The sequence below is a fragment of the Sphingopyxis sp. GW247-27LB genome (assembly GCF_002277025.1).
Lineage (GTDB): Bacteria > Pseudomonadota > Alphaproteobacteria > Sphingomonadales > Sphingomonadaceae > Sphingopyxis.
In genome coordinates this window covers 53,360-69,466 of record NZ_NIWD01000009.1, presented here as the reverse complement: position 1 = coordinate 69,466, position 16,107 = coordinate 53,360, and the positions used below count along the sequence as shown (strand labels likewise).

The window sequence follows — 16,107 nt, the reverse complement described above, 5'->3', positions numbered from 1 at the left end:
TGCGTGAGGACGCGAGCCCCCTCCGTCAGGCCTGCGGCCTGCCACCTCCCCGCAAGCGGGGAGGATTTTGCTTCGGTCCGTGCTAGAATGCCGCCCATGCACCAGCTCCCGATCTTCCTGACCCTCACCGGCCGCACCGTCGTGCTCGTCGGAACCGGCGAGGCGGCCGACGCCAAGGCGCGGCTCGTCGCGCGCGCCGGCGGGCGGATCGTGTCGGCGTGGGAGCCCGGCGCGAGCCTCGGCTTCGTCGCGCTGGACGACGCCGACGCCGCGCGCGCCGCGGCCGAGGCGCTGCGCGCGCGCGGGCTGCTCGTCAACGTCGTCGACCGCCCCGATCTTTGCGATTTCACCACGCCCGCGATCGTCGACCGCGCGCCCGTCACCATCGCGATCGGCACCGGCGGCGCGTCGGCGGGGCTCGCCAAAGCCGTCCGCCAGCGTATCGAGGCCTTGCTCCCCGCGCGGCTTGGCGCGCTCGCCTCGGCGCTCCACGCCGCGCGCGCCGCGATGACCGCGCGCTGGCCCGCCGCCGCCGACCGCCGCCGCGCGATCGACGCCGCGCTCGATGCCGGCGGCGCGCTCGACCCGCTCGACGGCGGCGCGGTGGAGCGCCTCGAGGCCTGGCTCGCCGCCGCCCCCGACGCCGCGCCGCCCGCGCGCCTCGAAACCATCGCGCTCGCCAGCGCCGACCCCGACGAGCTCACGCTGCGCGCCGCGCGCCTGCTCGGGCAGGCCGACCACATCTTTCACGCGCCTTCGGTGCCGCCCGCGATCCTCGCCCGTGCCCGCGCCGACGCCGCACGAACCGAGGCCGAGGCCCCCCCCGCCGCGCCGCCGCCCGGCCTGTCGCTGTGGCTCGCGCCATTAAATTAAGTTAACTGGCGCCGCCCGCGCGCCCTTCCCATCCTGTTCGCGGCGGATCAAACGCCGGAAAACAGGAGGGATTATGCCAATGCCAGCCATCGACATCGCCGCGCTGCCGCTGCTCGACACCGCGGTCGGCCTGTTCGGCTCCTTCGCCGCCGAAATGGCGACGTCGAAGCCGTCGGTCTTCGAAGCGACCGTCACCGTGATGCTCGTCATCTACGACTGACCGTGCGCGCGGGCGGCATCCCGCGCCGCCCGCGCCATCGCTCCGGAGGCCCGCATGTCAGCGCCCGCTTCGCGTCACGACCATTATCCGCGCGCCGATGGCCCCCGGCGGCAGGCGATGCGCGCCGCCGCCGCGGCACTCGCCGATCGCTGGGCGACGGAGGATGACGCGCCCGCCGGCCTCCTCGCCGTGATGCGCGCGCAGGCGACCGCGCCGCCCGGCGAGGCGATCGCCGCCCTCGCGCCCTGGCTCGACGATATCGGCTGGCTGCGCGCCCGGCTCGCGCAGGCGCTGGACCTGTTGGCTGCCGACCCTTTCGCCCGCCCGCCACTCCGTCCCGTCGGCGGCGGTGCGCTCGGGGGGCTGCTGCTCGCGGAGGCGGGCGCGATCCGCCTGACGCTGCTCGTTCGCCCGGTCGAGGCGGCATTGCGCGGCGCGGCGCCGTCCGCGCTTTTCGTCCCCGGCCGGGCGCGCATCCGCATTCTCGCCGCGGGCAACGCCGCGATCCGCCTTCACCATGCCCCAGTGAGCCGCGCCGAGGAGGCCGGCGCTTTCACCGCCGCCGCCGCGAGCCCGTGCGTCAGCGACCCGCCGCGCCCGCTCGCCGGGGGCGAGACGCTGGCGCTCGACACCGCGCGCACCGCCTTCAGCCTGATCGGCGGCAGCGGCGACGTGCTGATGCTCGAACTCGCGGCGCAGCCGCCGTCGCGCCTCCCGATCCGCGCCTACGACAGCGAAAGCGGCCGGCTCGTCCACGTCTCGGTGTCGCGCCGCGACAGCAGCTTCCGCGCGATGGCGCTGACCCTGCTGCGCACGATGCGCCGCGCCGACGCGGCGCCGCTGTTCGCCGACGAGACGCGCACCGAGGATTTCGCGGCGCGCTGGCACGCGATGCGCGAACTCGTCGCGCTCGACCCCGCCGCCGCCCGCGCGCCGCTGGCGCGTATGGCGGAGGAAGACCGGCACCCGGAGGTCCGCCACGCAGCAACGGCGACGCTGGCGCTCTATCAATCCCCTCCCGCAAGCGGGAGGGGCAGCGAGGCTTGCGAACTTGTTCGCTAGCCGCAGCGGGGTGGGCATGACCGCACTGCCGTTGCCCACCCCCAACCCCTCCCGCATGCGGGAGGGGAGAAGGAGACCCCATGCCCCACATCATAACGCCGCCCGCCGCCCCCGAAATCGACCTCGCCGAAGTCGCGGCGCGCCTCGACGAATCCGGCGTCGACCTCGCCGATGAAGCAAACCTCGCCCGATGCGCGCATCTCCTCGCCGGCCTGTCGCGCAACCGGCACTTCCTCGCCGACCGCGTCATCGCCGAACTTAAGGCGAGTTACAGCGACCAGCTCGAAACCAACCGCTATTCGGCGCAGGTCTTTCTCCTCCACCGCAGCCGCCGCGGCTGGTTCCTCCGTGCCAATCTGTGGCCCGCGGAAAGCGATGCCGTCTACGCCGCGAGCGGCCCCGCGGCCTTCGCCTACGGCCTGCCGCACGACCATAATTTTCACTTCCTCACGACGGGCTATTGGGGCCCTGGCTATGTCAGCGACTATTACGACTACGACCCCGAAGCCGTCGACGGCCGCCTCGGCGAGCCGATGAAGCTGAATTTCGTCGAGCGCAGCACCCTCGCCGAGGGCAAGATGCTCCTCTACCGCGCCCATCGCGACATCCACAGCCAGCTCCCGCCGGAGCGGCTGTCGATCAGCCTCAACATCATGGACGAGGGCGAGCACGTCCCCTGGCGCGACCAATATATCGTGGACCTCGAACATGGCACGATCGCCCGCCGTCCGACCCTGACCCCCGGCGAGATGCTACTCCGCTGCGCGGTGCACCTGACCGAAAATGGCAGGGACATCGCGACGGAGTTCGCCAAGGCGCACCCAGTCCCCCGCCTCCGCGCGAACGCCATCGCCGCGCTGGCGGCGGTGCAGGCGGGAGAGGGCAGGACGGCGGTGCTGGAATGCGGGATGCGCGATGGCGATGCGCGGGTCAGGGACGATTGCGCGCGGTGGCTGGCGATTTAGATTTCAGAACTTCGGCGAAATGGGTCCGGCTTGAATAAACCCCTTTCCTACATTCCCCGGCCGTGCCAGCCTCGACTCTTCGGCTCTTTCGCTTCGTGGATGCTTCGCCCGCCCTGCGCTCCCGCGTAGGCCCAAATCTTTCGGACGGGTATTATGGTACCGGAGGGGAGTGACAAGTTTGACAACTTTGGAATAAAGTTGCGCTGGATCGGCGCCGCGCGGGGCGGGGCCGCTGGCGGCCGACTCGCCTGCTGACAGCGCCGCAAACCCCTGCTAACGCGCGCGCCATGACAACGCCCCTCTCCCATATCCGTAATTTTTCGATCATCGCGCACATCGACCATGGCAAGTCGACGCTGGCCGACCGGCTGATCCAGTTCACCGGCGGGCTGACCGAGCGCGAGATGTCGGCGCAAGTCCTTGATAATATGGACATCGAGAAGGAGCGCGGGATCACCATCAAGGCGCAGACGGTGCGCCTTTCCTATAAGGCGCACAACGGCGAGACCTATCAGCTCAACCTGATGGACACGCCGGGCCACGTCGACTTCGCCTATGAGGTGTCGCGCAGCCTCGCCGCGTGCGAGGGCGCGCTGCTCGTCGTCGACGCGGCGCAGGGGGTCGAGGCGCAGACGCTCGCCAACGTCTATCAGTCGATCGAGCATGATCATGAGATCGTGCCGGTGATCAACAAGATCGACCTGCCCGCCGCCGACGTCGACAAGGTGAAGGCCGAGATCGAAGACATCATCGGCCTACCCGCCGACGACGCGGTGCTCGCATCGGCCAAGTCGGGGATCGGCATCGAGGAAGCGCTCGAGGCGATCGTCGCGAAAATTCCGCCGCCGAAGGGCGATGCGTCGGCGCCGCTCGTCGCGATGCTCGTCGACAGCTGGTACGACCCCTATCTCGGCGTCGTCATCCTCGTCCGCGTCGTTGACGGCGTGCTGAAAAAGGGCCAGCAGATCAAGTTCATGCAGGCGGGCACCACCCATCTGATCGACCGCGTCGGCTGCTTCACGCCGAAACGGCAGGACCTGACCGAGATCGGCGCCGGCGAGATCGGCTTCATCACCGCGCAGATCAAGGACGTCGCGCAGGCGCGCGTCGGCGACACGGTGACCGACGCGAAGAAGCCCGCCGCGGCGCCGCTCGCCGGGTTCAAGGAAGTCCAGCCCGTCGTCTTCTGCGGCCTCTTCCCGACCGACGCGAACGACTTCGAGAAGCTGCGCGAGAGCATCCAGAAGCTGCGGCTCAACGACGCGTCGTTCAGCTTCGAGATGGAGACGAGCGCCGCGCTCGGCTTCGGCTTCCGCTGCGGCTTCCTCGGTCTCCTCCACCTCGAGATCATCCAGGAGCGGTTGACCCGCGAGTACGACCTCGACCTGATCACCACCGCGCCGTCGGTGGTCTACAAGCTGAAGCTCACCCGCTCGAAGGACGGCGGCCCGACCGAGATGGAGCTCCACAACCCCGCCGACATGCCCGACCCGAACCGGATCGAGGAGATCGAGGAGCCGTGGATCGAGGCGGTCATCTATGTCCCCGACGAATATCTGGGCAGCATCCTGAAGCTGTGCCAGGATCGCCGCGGCATCCAGAAGAACCTCACCTATGTCGGCGGCCGCGCGCAGATCACCTACGAACTGCCATTGAACGAAGTGGTGTTCGACTTCTACGACCGGCTGAAGAGCATCAGCCGCGGCTATGCGTCGTTCGACTATCACCAGATCGGCCACCGCCCCGGCGACCTCGTCAAGATGAGCATCCTCGTCAACAACGAGCCGGTCGACGCGCTGAGCATGATCGTCCACCGCGGCACCGCCGAAAGCCGCGGCCGCGGCATGTGCGAGCGCCTCAAGGACCTGATCCCGCGCCACATGTTCAAGATCCCGATCCAGGCGGCGATCGGCGGCAAGGTGATCGCGCGCGAGACGATCGCCGCGCTGCGCAAGGACGTGACCGCCAAATGCTACGGCGGCGACGCGACCCGCAAGAAGAAGCTGCTCGAGAAGCAGAAAGAGGGCAAGAAGCGGATGCGCGAATATGGCAACGTCAACATCCCGCAGGAGGCGTTCATCGCCGCGCTGCGGATGGGGGACGATGCCTGACCCATCGGGCTAGGGGAGCGGCAGCCACCCTTGTCCCGCCGGCATAGGCGCCCTATCGTCGGGGGATCGCTCGCGGCCGGGGAGATCGGCATGGCAACGACCGCGCGGGTGCCGCTGGGCGGCATCGAGGTGCATAGCGTGCTCGCCGACGGCACCGCCGTCTGCCTGCGCACGATCACGCCCGCCGACGAGCCGCTGCTGCGCGAGGGGATCGCGAAACTGTCGGCCGAGGCGCGCTATCTGCGCTTCTTTTCGCCCGCGCCGATGCCGCCCGACAGCGTGGTCGAGCGGCTGGTCGACGTCGACGGGCACGACCATATCGCGTGGGGGGCGCTGTGCACCGAATGCGAGGGGACGCCGGCGATCGGCGCGGTGCACGCGGTGCGGCATGCCGACGGAGGGCGGATCGGCGAATATTCGGTCGCGGTGCTCGACGCCTTTCACGGCAAGGGGCTCGCGCGGATGATGACCGCGGCGCTGCTGATCCAGTGCCTCGCCGAGGGGCTGGCCGCGCTCGACGTCGACATATTGTCGGAAAATCTCGCCGCGGCGCGGCTCGTGGGATCGCTCGGCGCCGAATGGCGGCGCGCGGCGGCGGGGGTGTCCGAATATCGGCTCGACGTCGCGGTGGCGCTCGATCTGCTGCGGCGGGACGAGGATGCGCGCGGGGTGCAGGATGTGTTCCGGGCGCTGGGGGGAACCCAGAGGGCGGGCGCGGCATAGAAAAGGGCGCCGCGGCGATGCCGGGCGCCCTTCCTTGCCGCCTTCGCGAAGGCAGGCAGGCTTATTTCTTGACCTCGCCGGCGGGCGGGGTCTGGGGAGCCGCAGCGCCGGTTTCGGACGGAGCGATTTCGCCCTTGTCGTCGATCGCGTTGGCCTTTTCCTCGCCCTGGGCTTCAACGGCGTCGGCCTTGTTTTCCATGGCATCCTGCGCCGGGCCTTCAGGCATGGCGTCGGCCTGGTCGTCGATCGCGTCGGCTTGGGCTTCGGCCTGATCCTCGACCTTGTCGGCCTGCGGGCTCTGGCACGCGCCGAGCGCGAGCGCCGACGCGGCGGTGAGGGTGATTGCAAACTTGCGCATGTGAGTGATCTCCTGATTGACTCCGTGGCTTAACGCCGGGTGAACGCAGGGGTTGCAAGGAAATTTCCAAATAGCGGAAACATAAGGGGTTTTTCTGAGGGTTCGGACGGAGAACTCGTGCCGCGAGCAAAAAAGAGGGCGCCCGCGGCGCCCTCTTCCGTTCGTGTCCGACGGCCTCGGTCAGAAGCGCTGCTGGCGCTCGTAAAGGTCGCGGTAGTGCTGGATGCGCGTGACACGCAGCCCCGGCATGCCGCTGCGGTCGATCGACCGCTGCCAGCCGGCGAATTCCTCGAGCGTCAGCCCATAGCGTTCGCACGCCTCGTCGACGGTCAGCAGGCCGCCGTTGACCGCCGCCACCACTTCGGCCTTGCGCCGCACGACCCAGCGCGTGGTGTTCGGCGGCGGCAGCGAGTCCAGCGTCAGCGGTTCCCCGAGGGGGCCGATGACCTGGGCCGGGCGGATTTTCTGATTCTCGATCATAGTCATTCCATAATGTCTTGAGCGGGGGGGATCGGTTCGACCGACAGCCGCTTACCTATATGGGCTAGGTTCAACATCGGCTGAAACCCTCTGGTAAACGGGCCGTTCATGGTTTCGGACAGGGCGTTTTTCCGATCGGACAGATCGAAGAAACGCGCCGGTCGCAGGTCGACGGAACGGGCCCCACCCGCATTTCCGCCCAGCATTGCGCGCAGAGCGTTCACCGCCGTCCGGTGCGATTCGCGATGCGACCGGGCGCGGAGCAGGCGCACGGTCGGCAAGGCGGCCTGCCGCGCGGCGGAAACGGCCAGAATGATGTCGAAGCCGGGCTTCGACAGACTGGCGGCACCGGCAGGGCGCGGAAGATCGGACGGGGCGAGGTTCATGCTGCCCGTCTAACCGAGACCCGCTAAAGCGGAGTAAATGTCCATTTCAGAGCTTGTTAGCGAAGCTTAACCCCCGTCAATATTTTGACGCGGCGCGCGGAAAAGCTGGCATTTCGGGCGGACCATCCCTAGATGGCCGCGATCATGGCCCATGTGCTTTCCCCTGACCGACTCGGCGATTTCCAGCTCGCCGAACCGCTGAAGGACCGGCGAATCGTCGTCGCCATGTCGGGCGGAGTCGATTCGAGCGTCGTCGCCGCGCTCGCGGCGCGTTCGGGCGCCGAGGTGATCGGGGTGACGCTGCAGCTCTATGATCATGGCGCCAAGGCGAAGCGTGTCGGGGCGTGCTGCGCCGGGCAGGACATCCGCGACGCGCGCGCGGTCGCCGACCGGCTGGGTTTCGCGCACCATGTCCACGACCATGAAAGTCGCTTTCGCGACACGGTTATCGACCAGTTCGCCGACGAATATCTCAGCGGGCGGACCCCGATTCCCTGCGTGCGCTGCAATATGGGGGTCAAGTTCACCGATCTGTTCGCGCTGGCAAAGGACCTCGGTGCCGACTGCCTCGCGACCGGCCATTATGTCCGCCGCGTGATGGGACCGGCGGGTGCCGAGTTGCACCGCGCGGTCGATCCGGCGCGCGACCAGAGCTATTTCCTGTTCGCGACGACGCAGGAACAGTTGGACTTCCTGCGCTTTCCCCTGGGCGGGCTGGAGAAGAGCGTGGTGCGCGAGATCGCGCGCGAGCTCGGCCTCGGTGTCGCTGGCAAGCCCGACAGCCAGGACATCTGCTTCGTTCCCGACGGCGATTATGCCAGCCTCGTCCGCAAGTTGCGTCCCGAGGCCGATGACCGGGGCGAGATCGTCCATGTCGACGGCACGGTGCTCGGCGCGCATCGGGGTCTGATCCACTATACGGTCGGCCAGCGGCGCGGGATCGAGATCGGCGGACAAGCCGAGCCGCTCTACGTCGTGCGGCTCGATGCCGAGGCGAAGCGCGTCGTCGTCGGGCCGCGGCGCGCGCTCGCCGTGTCGGGAGCACGGCTCGGCGAAGCGAACTGGCTCGCCGATATCGAAGGCCGCGACGTGCTCGCCAAGGTGCGCAGCATGGCGAAGCCGGTGCCGGCGCGGGTCGAAGGCGACCGGCTGCGCTTCGCCGCGCCCGAATATGGCGTCGCGCCGGGACAGGCGGCGGTGCTTTACGACGCGGCGGACGCAAGCCGCGTGCTCGGCGGCGGCTGGATCGAGGAAACGCTGGCCGCGGACCTCGCGGAATAGATTGAACTTTTCCCGCCGATGCCGCAGCCTGTGCGGCAACAAGGGGAGAGACGATATGATCAACTGGGTGTTGCGCGGTGCCGTCCTGCTGTGGGCGCTGTTTTTTGCCATCGTCGGCTTGCGCGGGATATTCGACCCGGCGAGCTTCACCGAATTGTTCGGCATCATCGCCGAGGGTCCGGCCGCGAACACGGTGCGCGCCGACCTGTCGGCCTTTTTCCTGGTCGCCGCGGGTGGTGCGGCGGTGGGCGCGCTGCTGCCCGGTTGGTCGCGCGCGCTGCTGGTTCCCGCCGCGCTTTACGGCACCGCGCTGATCGGCCGGTTGATCGGGGCGGGCAGCGGCGATGTCGTCAACGCCGGCATCATCCAGGCGATGATCATCGAGGCGCTGTCGACCGGATTGATGGTTGCAAGCTGGTGGATCCTGTCGCGGCCGGCCGCGGCGGCGGCCGAGGCGCCGGTCGACACGGTGCACTGATCGGCCCACGAGGGAATGAATTGCGGCTTCCGGCCGGTTTCGGCCATATCTTCTCCCCTCCCTTCTAGGGAGGGGCTGGGGGTGGGTAGCCGCCGAAGGCGGCGTTCTTTTGCAGGCTCGCTCCGCTCGCGCACCCACCCCTAACCCCTCCCTGAAAGGGAGGGGAATGGCTCAAATCCACCCCAAAGCACACACCCCGCATAACCGCCAACTCCCGCTTGCTTGTCTTTTTGACAATTATGTGAGTAACTGCCGGCCGGGTCGCTTCCGGTTCCTTTGTGGTGGAAAGGAAACAAGGATGGCCGACGAGGATAAACGAAACAGGCCCGACCGGCGGTCGGGCGATCGGCGCGTCGCCGACGATCCGGATTACAAGGGCCCCGAGCGCCGCAAGGGCGAGCGGCGCACCGGCAAGGATCGCCGCTCGCCCTGATGATGGGGCGGGGCGCTGCCGCGAAGGAGGATTGCCGTGACCGCAGCGCCCGTTCCGCGTCTGTCCGTCGACATCGTTTCCGACGTGATGTGCCCGTGGTGCATCATCGGCTGGCTGAAGTTCGAGACGGTGATGGCGCATTTCGCGGGCCGGCTCGACTTTCGCGTCCAATGGCATCCGTTCGAGCTCAACCCCGGCATGCCGCGCGAAGGCGAGGATGCGGCGGAGCATGTGATCCGCAAATATGGCATCACGCCCGAGCAGAGCCGCGCGAACCGCGACCGGATGGCGGGGATCGCCGCCGATCTGGGCTTCACCTTCAACCGCGGGCCGGGTTTCCGGATGCGCAACAGTTTCGACGCGCACCGGTTGCTGACCTGGGCGGGGGCGCTCGAGGCGCCCGACCAGACCGAGCCGACCGGCGTTCAGACCGCGCTGAAGCTCGCGCTGTTTCGCGCCCATTTCACCGACAATCGCGATGTAAGCGACCAGGACGTCCTCACCGACGTTGCCGCGTCGGTCGGGCTCCCTGCCGATCGCGCCGCGGCGATCCTGGCCTCGGACGATTATGCCGAGATGGTGCGTACCGAAGAAGCCTATTGGGCCGAGCAGAATATCACCGGCGTCCCCGCCTTCATCCTGGACGGGCGGATGCTGATCCCCGGCGCGCAGGATCCCGAGGCGTTCATCCGCGTGATCGAGCGCAAGGTGCTGGCCGACGCGGCCTGAGGAACGGCGGCGCCGCGCCGCGCGTTGAACCGGCATTCAGCGTGAAGGAGCCGGTCATGAGCGACAAGTCCTCGAAACCTCCCGTCGACGATGCCCGCGATCCCGGCGCGCCTGAGGCGGTCAATCGCGAACAGCGCGACGACGATGCACAGGCGCAAAGCGTTGCCGAGGATGCGCGACGCGGCCGCCGGCTGGAGGACAGCGCCAAGCCGCCCTCCCGCGACGAACGCGACGATACGCAGGACCTGGTCGATCATATGCGCCAGATGGAGCGGTCGGGCCGCATCGACATGGACGCCTATCGCGGCGAACGGAGCGACGATGACGAGGAGGGCGAACTCGGCCCTGGCGGGATCGACGACGACGAGCCGCGCGGGGCGCCGTGAGCCCGGTCGGAAACGGCGCCGCGCTGGACGCGTTTCGCCCGCCTTCGCTTTCATAGCGGACGGAGCCGTTGGTACTTCGGTAAGCCCGGCATGGCAAACCGCCGCCATGCCGCACCCTTCCTTCCGGCCCAGTCGGCACCCCCGCAAAGCCCATCGCGACGCCGCGCGCTTCCGCCGCCGGCGGTGGCCGAGCTTCGGCATCGGGCTGGTGCTTGTGGCGCTGGGCGGCTTCGTCGGCACCCTCGCTGCGCTTCGGCTAAACTCCGCGGAACCGGCGATCGCCAGCGTCGAGTATGCGCTGAGCCGCGGGGCTGCGGCCCCGGAGTCCGGGGACGACCTCCATGCGCGCTTTGGCTTCTGCCACAGCGGCGGTGGGCGCAATTGCGTGGTCGATGGCGACACCTTCTGGTTCGCGGGCGAGAAATATCGCATCGCCGACATCGACACCCCCGAAACCCACCCGCCGCGCTGCGCCGAAGAAGCGCGGCTGGGCGAGGCGGCGACCGAGCGCTTGCGGGAATGGCTGAACGAAGGCGCGTTCCGCCTCGAACGCATCGACCGCGAGGCCGATAGCTATGGCCGAAAGCTGCGTGTCGTGACGCGCGGCGGTGTGAGCGTGGGCACGGCGCTGGTCGGCGAAGGGCTGGCGCGAGAGTGGGCGGGGTATCGGCGACCATGGTGCTAGCGCGTCGATCCGACGGCTTGCGAAACGCCGGTCAATCGCCCTCTGGCGCTGGCACTGCTTCGCGCAGAGGTTTCTTCGGCCCGGCGATCTGGCGGTCGACGTCGTCGGCGACGATCTGCGCCAGGGGGTCGGCGGCGCGGGCACGATAGGCATCGCGGAACCGCGTGAGCGCCGGGGCCTGCTCGGCGGCGGGCAGCGCCGCAACCTCGGCATAGACGCGCGCCGCCTGGAGCCAGGGCGCGTCATCGGTCAACACATCCTCGGCCCAGCGGCTGAACGGCCCGCCCGCCGGGACCCATTGGCCGTCCCGCTGCTTCAGAAAGAAAAGGACGTGCGAACCGCGCGGGAAAGCATAACGGTTGCACGCGCCCGCGAGGCTCTGCGGATGCGGTTCGGCGAGTTCATAAGGATTGCTGAGTCCGGGCATCGCGCGGGTCGCGATCATCGCCTGCGGCAGGGCGACCGGCCCTGTCGGCATCGTGCCCTTGATCGCGGCGAGCGGGCGGACGCGCAATGTCATCCTATCCTCGTTTCCCGGCTGCGTCGCGCCGTCCTCGACCGCTGCGAGCAGGATCAGGTCGGCCGCCGCCGTCAACTCGAGGTTGGTCGGCGGGCGATAGCCGGCGACCGGCGAGCAGGCGGCGGCGGGAAGCGGCGCCGCGGCGAGGGCGAGGGCGGCAAAACGAAGAATAGGCATCGCGTCATGCTAGCGCAGCGCCGGCGGGGATGAAAGCCGGCGAAAATTTCGCCCGGCTCGTCGGAGGCGCTGGAGCCGAATCGGATCTGGCGCGTAGGGCGAACAGGCTCGCGCGGCAGGGCCCGCGAGCGGCAAGGAGACAGACCATGGCCGAGCATGACCATAGCGCGATCAAGGAACATATGAAGGTGGTGGGCGCCGACGGCGTCCATGTCGGCACCGTCGACCATCTCGACGGCGAACGCATCAAGCTGACGAAGAGCGACAGCCCGCAAGCCGAGGATGGCGAGGGCGCGAAGCATCATTACCTCCCGGCTGGGCTCGTTGCCTCGGTCGATGGCGATACGGTACGCCTGTCGGCGACCGCGGCGAATGCCGTCGATCTGTTCGAGGAAGCCGACTGACGGTCTGACCGGATAATCAGAAGGCCGGGCGCGCAATCCGGCGCCCCGGCACTGAAACTGGCCCGCCCCGACGCCCCGGGGCGGGCCATTTCCTTTGGCGCTGGCTCCGTCGGTGGTCGGGCGCCGATCGCTTCGTGATTTTTCAACGCTTTGCCGTTATGTTGCCGTTCGATGACGGGTGCGGGGACGAAAGAGACCCGCCGCGCGCGACGCGGCGGCTGGGGATGGATCGCGGTAGCGGCGCTGCTGTTCGCGGCGGGCTTCGCGCTCGCCAATCGCTTTCAGCTGACGCATTCGGTGCTCTATCGCCTGGCCGCGGGCGACGCGGCGAGCGCTGCCACCGCCTTCCTTTTCCTCTCGATGCAGGCCGCGCTGCTGCTCGCCGCGAGCTGGCTGCTGCCGCGCCGCTGGTTTGCGGCGATCCTGGCGCTCGCGGGTGCGTCGATCCTCGTCAACATCGGCTATGGGCAGGTCATCGGCGCGCCGCTCGACGCGGCGACGCTCGACTGGATGCTCGCCGAGGCGCGGCAGGCGGGCAATGCGGCGGGCGAGTTCACCGCGCCGCTGCTGCTCGCGGTCGCGCAGACCGTCGCGGCGCTGGCGCTGCTCGCGGGTTCGCGCGTGCTGGCGCGGCGGAGCGGGCGGTTGCCGGCGTGGCCCCGCGCGCTGCCGGCGCTGCTGATCCTGCTGATCGTCCCGAGCCTCGCCTATCGCCTCGCCGACGTCTGGCCCGAGAGCGCCGAGCGCAACCTCTATGGTCTCGCTTGGGACGTCGCCACCGCCGAAGCGCCGCCGCCGCGCGCCGCCCCCGCGCTGCGGCCGACGCCGGAGGGCGCGGCGCTGGCGCCGCGCCATATCGTCTGGGTGATCGACGAGAGCGTCGCGCGGGCGCCGTTCGAGCGCATCATCGGTCCGCTGCTGACCCGCACCCCGCATATCGATTTCGGGGTGACGGCGGCGATGGCCAATTGCAGCGCGCCGGCGCATGTCGCGCTGCGATCGGGGGTCGATGTTCGCCGCGCGGGGCCGGGGATCGATCTTCGGCGGACGCCGTCGATCTGGGGCTATGCCCGCGCCGCGGGCTATCGCACCTTGCTGATCGACGGGCAGACGAGCGGGGCGCCGCAGAATCTGCTGCTGCCGCCCGAGCGTGCGCTGATCGAACGGGTGCTGTCGATGAAGGGCGGGATCGACACCGACCTGAAGATCGCCGACCGGCTCAACGCCGAGCTCAAGAGCCGCGGACGGACGTTCAGCTATGCCGTGCTGCGCGGGGTGCATTTCCAGTATCGCGACCATTATCCGCTCGGCACCATCCCCGCCGACGCGCCGGTCGCGCGGCAATATGCGACGGCGCTCGCCTGGTCGAAGCGGCGCTTCTTCGCCCGGCTGCTCGCCGGGGTCGACCGCGACGATGTGGCAATCGTCTATACCTCCGACCACGGCCAGAATCTGAGGCCGGGCGCGCTGCCGCATTGCAGCCGCGAACCCGTGGCCGACGAATTCCGCGTGCCCCTGCTCGCTTTCCTGCCCGCGCGGTTCGCCGATCATTATGCCGAAGCGCCGCGCGACGGCCATTCGGCGAGCCAGATCCTGCCCGCGACGCTCGGCTGGATGGGCTATGACTCTGCGGCGGTCGCGGCGCGTTACGACAATGATCTGACGCGGCCGACCGCGCGCTATGTCTGGTTTGGCCGCGCGGTCATCCCGATCGCGGCGGGCGGCGAGGTCGATGTGCACGCGGGTTCGAACTTTCCCGGCACAAAGTGAAGGCGCCGGAGCCTAAGCTCCGGCGCCTTCATGCGCGGCCGGGGGGGGGGGATGGCCGCGCGGGGGGCTCGTTCGATCAGCGGCCGCCAGGGTCGCTGGCCTCGGCGCCGGCATCGGCGCCCGCCGCGCCACGCGCCTCGAATTCGGATTTTGGCAGCTTGGTCACCAGGCCGTGCGCTGCGCCTTCGGCGTGGCTGTAGAGCGCCGAGAGCGGGATGTTGTAGAGCTTGCCGTCGCTGACGACGACGGCGTTGTCGCCATCGATGCTCTGCACCGTGCCGATGCTGTTGCCCTTGGAATCGCTCACATTGGCGCCCGCGCGCACCTCTTCACGCGTCGCGAGCTTGAGGTCGGCGGTGTCGGTCGCGTCTTTCGCGGTCTGGTCGACCTGGTCGACCGCGTCGCCGACGGGCTGGGTCGCGTCCTGCACGACGTCGCCGGCCATCCGGCCTGGATCGACGCTGCCGCCGACCGTTCCGCCGACCTGGCCTGCGACGCCGGTATCGACCTGAGCGAAGGCGGGAGCGGTGAAGGCTGCGGTGCTCGCAGCGAGAAGGATGAGGGTCTTGCGCATGATCGGTCTCCTGCTGTTCCCCTGTTCCTGAAATCGGATCGGCCGCCCGCGCGAAGGGACCCGCGCGGGCGGCGTTGCGAGGAGGTAACGAACGGAGACGCCCGCTTGTTTCCTTGCGGACGCGCGAACGCGGCGGGCGGGTGCAGCGATGCGACGAACGCCCGCCGCCTTCGCGCCGATGGGCCGTCAGTGCGGCTTGCGGGTGGGGGCGATCAGCTGGTTGAGCGTCGCGATTCGTTGCCGCTCGCGGGTCCAGTCGCGTTCGGGATGCGCCTGGATCTGGTCGAGGAGGACGGCGAGTTCCTTGCGGCGGTCGCCTTCGGTTACGGCCTGCATGGGCTTTCTCCTTTCCGCGCGCAGCATAGCATGAGTCGAGGTTATGCCCAAAAGCGCGGGCGCTTCATTGCGGCGCGGTCCATTCGATCCACGCGCCGTGCGGGTGCGCGTGGCCGAGCATCACCGGCTCGCCGCCGCCGGGCCAATAGCGCACCGTCATCTCGTGCCGGTGCATCGTCCGGTTGGCCTCGAGCGCGATCCAGGCGAGCGGCCGCTCGGGCGTGGCGCGCGCGCCCGCCGCCTCCATCGCCGCCGTCACCCGCGCCTGCTGATCGGCCGGAACATATTGCCAGACGATCGAGTGCATCAGCACGCGCGTCGTCCCCTCGGCCTGCGGCTTCGCCAGCTCGGCTTCGACGAAATCGGCGGCGGTCATCCGTACGAGATCGGGCGGATCGGCCTCGGCGGCGGCGATCGCGGCCTCGATGCGGCCGAAGCGGATGTGATGCTCGGGCCAGATATAGGCCTTGAGCCGCAGCGCCTGCGCGGGATCGGTGAGGTCGACCGGCGCGACGTCGCATCCCCTGGTGCTGTCGATGGTCATCGCATGTTGCGGCGGATGCGCGCCGTGCCATTCGGGGACGAAGGCCATCACGCCGGGCTGGGGCCCCACCTGCACCCCGGCGAGGTCGTAATGATAGCGCCCGAGCATCAGGTTGATTCCCGCGCTCGACCCGATTTCGAGGCATTGGAAGCACGGCGGCAGTCCCTTGTCGGCGAGCCACAGCATCGCCGCGACGAAGTTCGACGAACGCCCCGCCTCATTGGTTTGCGGCGGCCCGTCGAGCCAGGGGAGCAGCGCAGCCTCGTGCCGCTGCACGACCCCCGCGACGATCGCGGCGTCGTTGATATCCTCGGCATCGGCATAGATGGGCGCGAGCTCGGGCGCCGCGCCGGTCAGGTGCAGCGCGTGGAGCCCACCGGCGACGCGCAGCGGCAGGGCGTCGGCGAGCGGCGCGCCCGGCCAGTCGGCGATGTGGCGCGCGAAGCCGGTCGCGGGATGGTCGAGCAGGCTCGCGGCCGCGGCGACGATCCGCGCGGTCACCGGCGCCTCGGCGGCGCGGCAATAGGCGACCTGGTTCGAGAAGGCGGTGCGTACCGCCTCGCGCCCGGTCTCCGCCATGTCGACAAACTGATAGCGCTCGCTCATTGCCCT

The 16,107-nt window shown here is 69.3% G+C and carries 21 protein-coding genes; 14 read left to right on the top strand and 7 right to left on the bottom strand.

Annotation, left to right across the window (positions count from 1 at the left end; all coding sequences use genetic code 11):
• The first annotated feature begins 96 nt into the window (after window positions 1-96).
• From CD928_RS12665 to CD928_RS12645, 6 genes are all read left to right on the top strand, one after another.
• On the top strand, window positions 97-873 hold the full coding sequence (locus tag CD928_RS12665; protein ID WP_095388035.1) for a bifunctional precorrin-2 dehydrogenase/sirohydrochlorin ferrochelatase: 777 nt from the start codon (window positions 97-99) through the stop codon (window positions 871-873).
• 79 nt (window positions 874-952) lie between these two features.
• Complete coding sequence (locus CD928_RS23410; protein ID WP_176473573.1) at window positions 953-1,093, top strand: hypothetical protein; 141 nt, start codon at window positions 953-955, stop codon at window positions 1,091-1,093.
• 54 nt (window positions 1,094-1,147) lie between these two features.
• The gene (locus CD928_RS12660) at window positions 1,148-2,155 is read left to right on the top strand and encodes a HEAT repeat domain-containing protein (RefSeq protein WP_095387485.1); all 1,008 of its coding nucleotides are present in this window, start codon (window positions 1,148-1,150) and stop codon (window positions 2,153-2,155) included.
• Between the two features lie 80 nt (window positions 2,156-2,235).
• A complete protein-coding gene (locus CD928_RS12655; protein ID WP_176473572.1) occupies window positions 2,236-3,120 on the top strand; it encodes a transposase in 885 nt (294 codons plus the stop codon).
• Between the two features lie 287 nt (window positions 3,121-3,407).
• Complete coding sequence (lepA, locus tag CD928_RS12650; protein ID WP_095387484.1) at window positions 3,408-5,231, top strand: translation elongation factor 4; 1,824 nt, start codon at window positions 3,408-3,410, stop codon at window positions 5,229-5,231.
• Between the two features lie 90 nt (window positions 5,232-5,321).
• Entirely contained in the window at window positions 5,322-5,954 is a 633-nt protein-coding gene (locus tag CD928_RS12645) for a GNAT family N-acetyltransferase (protein ID WP_095387483.1), read from the top strand.
• A 61-nt stretch (window positions 5,955-6,015) separates the two neighbouring features.
• On the opposite strand, the gene CD928_RS12640 is transcribed toward CD928_RS12645, so the two are convergent.
• The 3 genes from CD928_RS12640 to CD928_RS12630 form a co-directional block, all read right to left on the bottom strand.
• The gene (locus tag CD928_RS12640; protein WP_095387482.1) at window positions 6,016-6,312 is read right to left on the bottom strand and encodes a hypothetical protein; all 297 of its coding nucleotides are present in this window, start codon (window positions 6,310-6,312) and stop codon (window positions 6,016-6,018) included.
• Window positions 6,313-6,492: 180 nt separating this feature from the next.
• Complete coding sequence (locus CD928_RS12635) at window positions 6,493-6,792, bottom strand: DUF1153 domain-containing protein (protein ID WP_095387481.1); 300 nt, start codon at window positions 6,790-6,792, stop codon at window positions 6,493-6,495.
• A 2-nt stretch (window positions 6,793-6,794) separates the two neighbouring features.
• Entirely contained in the window at window positions 6,795-7,178 is a 384-nt protein-coding gene (locus CD928_RS12630; protein WP_095387480.1) for a hypothetical protein, read from the bottom strand.
• Window positions 7,179-7,322: 144 nt separating this feature from the next.
• Between CD928_RS12630 and mnmA the strand changes: the two genes are divergently transcribed.
• The 6 genes from mnmA to CD928_RS12605 all read left to right on the top strand — a co-directional run bounded on the left by mnmA (window position 7,323) and on the right by CD928_RS12605 (window position 11,170).
• Complete coding sequence (gene mnmA / locus CD928_RS12625; RefSeq protein ID WP_095388034.1) at window positions 7,323-8,459, top strand: tRNA 2-thiouridine(34) synthase MnmA; 1,137 nt, start codon at window positions 7,323-7,325, stop codon at window positions 8,457-8,459.
• Between the two features lie 55 nt (window positions 8,460-8,514).
• Window positions 8,515-8,937 (top strand): hypothetical protein, encoded by a 423-nt coding sequence (locus CD928_RS12620; protein ID WP_095387479.1) that lies wholly within the window; start codon window positions 8,515-8,517, stop codon window positions 8,935-8,937.
• Between the two features lie 298 nt (window positions 8,938-9,235).
• On the top strand, window positions 9,236-9,370 hold the full coding sequence (locus CD928_RS23840; RefSeq protein ID WP_255247156.1) for a hypothetical protein: 135 nt from the start codon (window positions 9,236-9,238) through the stop codon (window positions 9,368-9,370).
• A 36-nt stretch (window positions 9,371-9,406) separates the two neighbouring features.
• The gene (locus CD928_RS12615) at window positions 9,407-10,099 is read left to right on the top strand and encodes a DsbA family oxidoreductase (protein ID WP_255247155.1); all 693 of its coding nucleotides are present in this window, start codon (window positions 9,407-9,409) and stop codon (window positions 10,097-10,099) included.
• 56 nt (window positions 10,100-10,155) lie between these two features.
• The gene (locus tag CD928_RS12610) at window positions 10,156-10,485 is read left to right on the top strand and encodes a hypothetical protein (RefSeq protein ID WP_095388032.1); all 330 of its coding nucleotides are present in this window, start codon (window positions 10,156-10,158) and stop codon (window positions 10,483-10,485) included.
• A gap of 106 nt (window positions 10,486-10,591) precedes the next feature.
• On the top strand, window positions 10,592-11,170 hold the full coding sequence (locus CD928_RS12605) for a thermonuclease family protein (protein WP_095387478.1): 579 nt from the start codon (window positions 10,592-10,594) through the stop codon (window positions 11,168-11,170).
• A 31-nt stretch (window positions 11,171-11,201) separates the two neighbouring features.
• On the opposite strand, the gene CD928_RS12600 is transcribed toward CD928_RS12605, so the two are convergent.
• On the bottom strand, window positions 11,202-11,867 hold the full coding sequence (locus CD928_RS12600) for a hypothetical protein (protein ID WP_095387477.1): 666 nt from the start codon (window positions 11,865-11,867) through the stop codon (window positions 11,202-11,204).
• A gap of 146 nt (window positions 11,868-12,013) precedes the next feature.
• Here CD928_RS12600 and CD928_RS12595 point away from each other — a divergent pair, with 146 nt between their 5' ends.
• Together CD928_RS12595 and CD928_RS12590 are read left to right on the top strand one after the other, a co-directional pair.
• On the top strand, window positions 12,014-12,271 hold the full coding sequence (locus CD928_RS12595; RefSeq protein ID WP_095387476.1) for a DUF2171 domain-containing protein: 258 nt from the start codon (window positions 12,014-12,016) through the stop codon (window positions 12,269-12,271).
• 171 nt (window positions 12,272-12,442) lie between these two features.
• Window positions 12,443-14,041, top strand: a complete 1,599-nt coding sequence (locus CD928_RS12590; RefSeq protein ID WP_095387475.1) for a sulfatase-like hydrolase/transferase — start codon at window positions 12,443-12,445, stop codon at window positions 14,039-14,041.
• Between the two features lie 76 nt (window positions 14,042-14,117).
• On the opposite strand, the gene CD928_RS12585 is transcribed toward CD928_RS12590, so the two are convergent.
• From CD928_RS12585 to CD928_RS12580, 3 genes are all read right to left on the bottom strand, one after another.
• Window positions 14,118-14,615, bottom strand: coding sequence for a hypothetical protein (locus CD928_RS12585; RefSeq protein WP_095387474.1), 498 nt, complete (start codon window positions 14,613-14,615; stop codon window positions 14,118-14,120).
• A gap of 186 nt (window positions 14,616-14,801) precedes the next feature.
• Window positions 14,802-14,951, bottom strand: a complete 150-nt coding sequence (locus CD928_RS23405; RefSeq protein WP_176473571.1) for a hypothetical protein — start codon at window positions 14,949-14,951, stop codon at window positions 14,802-14,804.
• A gap of 64 nt (window positions 14,952-15,015) precedes the next feature.
• Window positions 15,016-16,101 carry a DUF2332 domain-containing protein gene (locus CD928_RS12580; RefSeq protein WP_095387473.1) on the bottom strand — a complete coding sequence of 362 codons (1,086 nt, stop codon included), beginning with the start codon at window positions 16,099-16,101 and terminating at the stop codon, window positions 15,016-15,018.
• Window positions 16,102-16,107 lie beyond the last annotated feature (6 nt).

Excerpts from the sequence above, each read along its gene's own strand:
- CD928_RS12665 (WP_095388035.1), top strand. The coding sequence starts at position 97 with ATGCACCAGCTCCCGATCTTCCTGACCCTCACCGGCCGCACCGTCGTG.
- CD928_RS23410 (WP_176473573.1), top strand. The coding sequence starts at position 953 with ATGCCAGCCATCGACATCGCCGCGCTGCCGCTGCTCGACACCGCGGTC.
- CD928_RS12660 (WP_095387485.1), top strand. The coding sequence starts at position 1,148 with ATGTCAGCGCCCGCTTCGCGTCACGACCATTATCCGCGCGCCGATGGC.
- CD928_RS12655 (WP_176473572.1), top strand. The coding sequence starts at position 2,236 with ATGCCCCACATCATAACGCCGCCCGCCGCCCCCGAAATCGACCTCGCC.
- lepA (WP_095387484.1), top strand. The coding sequence starts at position 3,408 with ATGACAACGCCCCTCTCCCATATCCGTAATTTTTCGATCATCGCGCAC.
- CD928_RS12645 (WP_095387483.1), top strand. The coding sequence starts at position 5,322 with ATGGCAACGACCGCGCGGGTGCCGCTGGGCGGCATCGAGGTGCATAGC.
- CD928_RS12640 (WP_095387482.1), bottom strand. The coding sequence starts at position 6,312 with ATGCGCAAGTTTGCAATCACCCTCACCGCCGCGTCGGCGCTCGCGCTC.
- CD928_RS12635 (WP_095387481.1), bottom strand. The coding sequence starts at position 6,792 with ATGATCGAGAATCAGAAAATCCGCCCGGCCCAGGTCATCGGCCCCCTC.
- CD928_RS12630 (WP_095387480.1), bottom strand. The coding sequence starts at position 7,178 with ATGAACCTCGCCCCGTCCGATCTTCCGCGCCCTGCCGGTGCCGCCAGT.
- mnmA (WP_095388034.1), top strand. The coding sequence starts at position 7,323 with ATGGCCCATGTGCTTTCCCCTGACCGACTCGGCGATTTCCAGCTCGCC.
- CD928_RS12620 (WP_095387479.1), top strand. The coding sequence starts at position 8,515 with ATGATCAACTGGGTGTTGCGCGGTGCCGTCCTGCTGTGGGCGCTGTTT.
- CD928_RS23840 (WP_255247156.1), top strand. The coding sequence starts at position 9,236 with ATGGCCGACGAGGATAAACGAAACAGGCCCGACCGGCGGTCGGGCGAT.
- CD928_RS12610 (WP_095388032.1), top strand. The coding sequence starts at position 10,156 with ATGAGCGACAAGTCCTCGAAACCTCCCGTCGACGATGCCCGCGATCCC.
- CD928_RS12605 (WP_095387478.1), top strand. The coding sequence starts at position 10,592 with ATGCCGCACCCTTCCTTCCGGCCCAGTCGGCACCCCCGCAAAGCCCAT.
- CD928_RS12600 (WP_095387477.1), bottom strand. The coding sequence starts at position 11,867 with ATGCCTATTCTTCGTTTTGCCGCCCTCGCCCTCGCCGCGGCGCCGCTT.
- CD928_RS12595 (WP_095387476.1), top strand. The coding sequence starts at position 12,014 with ATGGCCGAGCATGACCATAGCGCGATCAAGGAACATATGAAGGTGGTG.
- CD928_RS12590 (WP_095387475.1), top strand. The coding sequence starts at position 12,443 with ATGACGGGTGCGGGGACGAAAGAGACCCGCCGCGCGCGACGCGGCGGC.
- CD928_RS12585 (WP_095387474.1), bottom strand. The coding sequence starts at position 14,615 with ATGCGCAAGACCCTCATCCTTCTCGCTGCGAGCACCGCAGCCTTCACC.
- CD928_RS23405 (WP_176473571.1), bottom strand. The coding sequence starts at position 14,951 with ATGCAGGCCGTAACCGAAGGCGACCGCCGCAAGGAACTCGCCGTCCTC.
- CD928_RS12580 (WP_095387473.1), bottom strand. The coding sequence starts at position 16,101 with ATGAGCGAGCGCTATCAGTTTGTCGACATGGCGGAGACCGGGCGCGAG.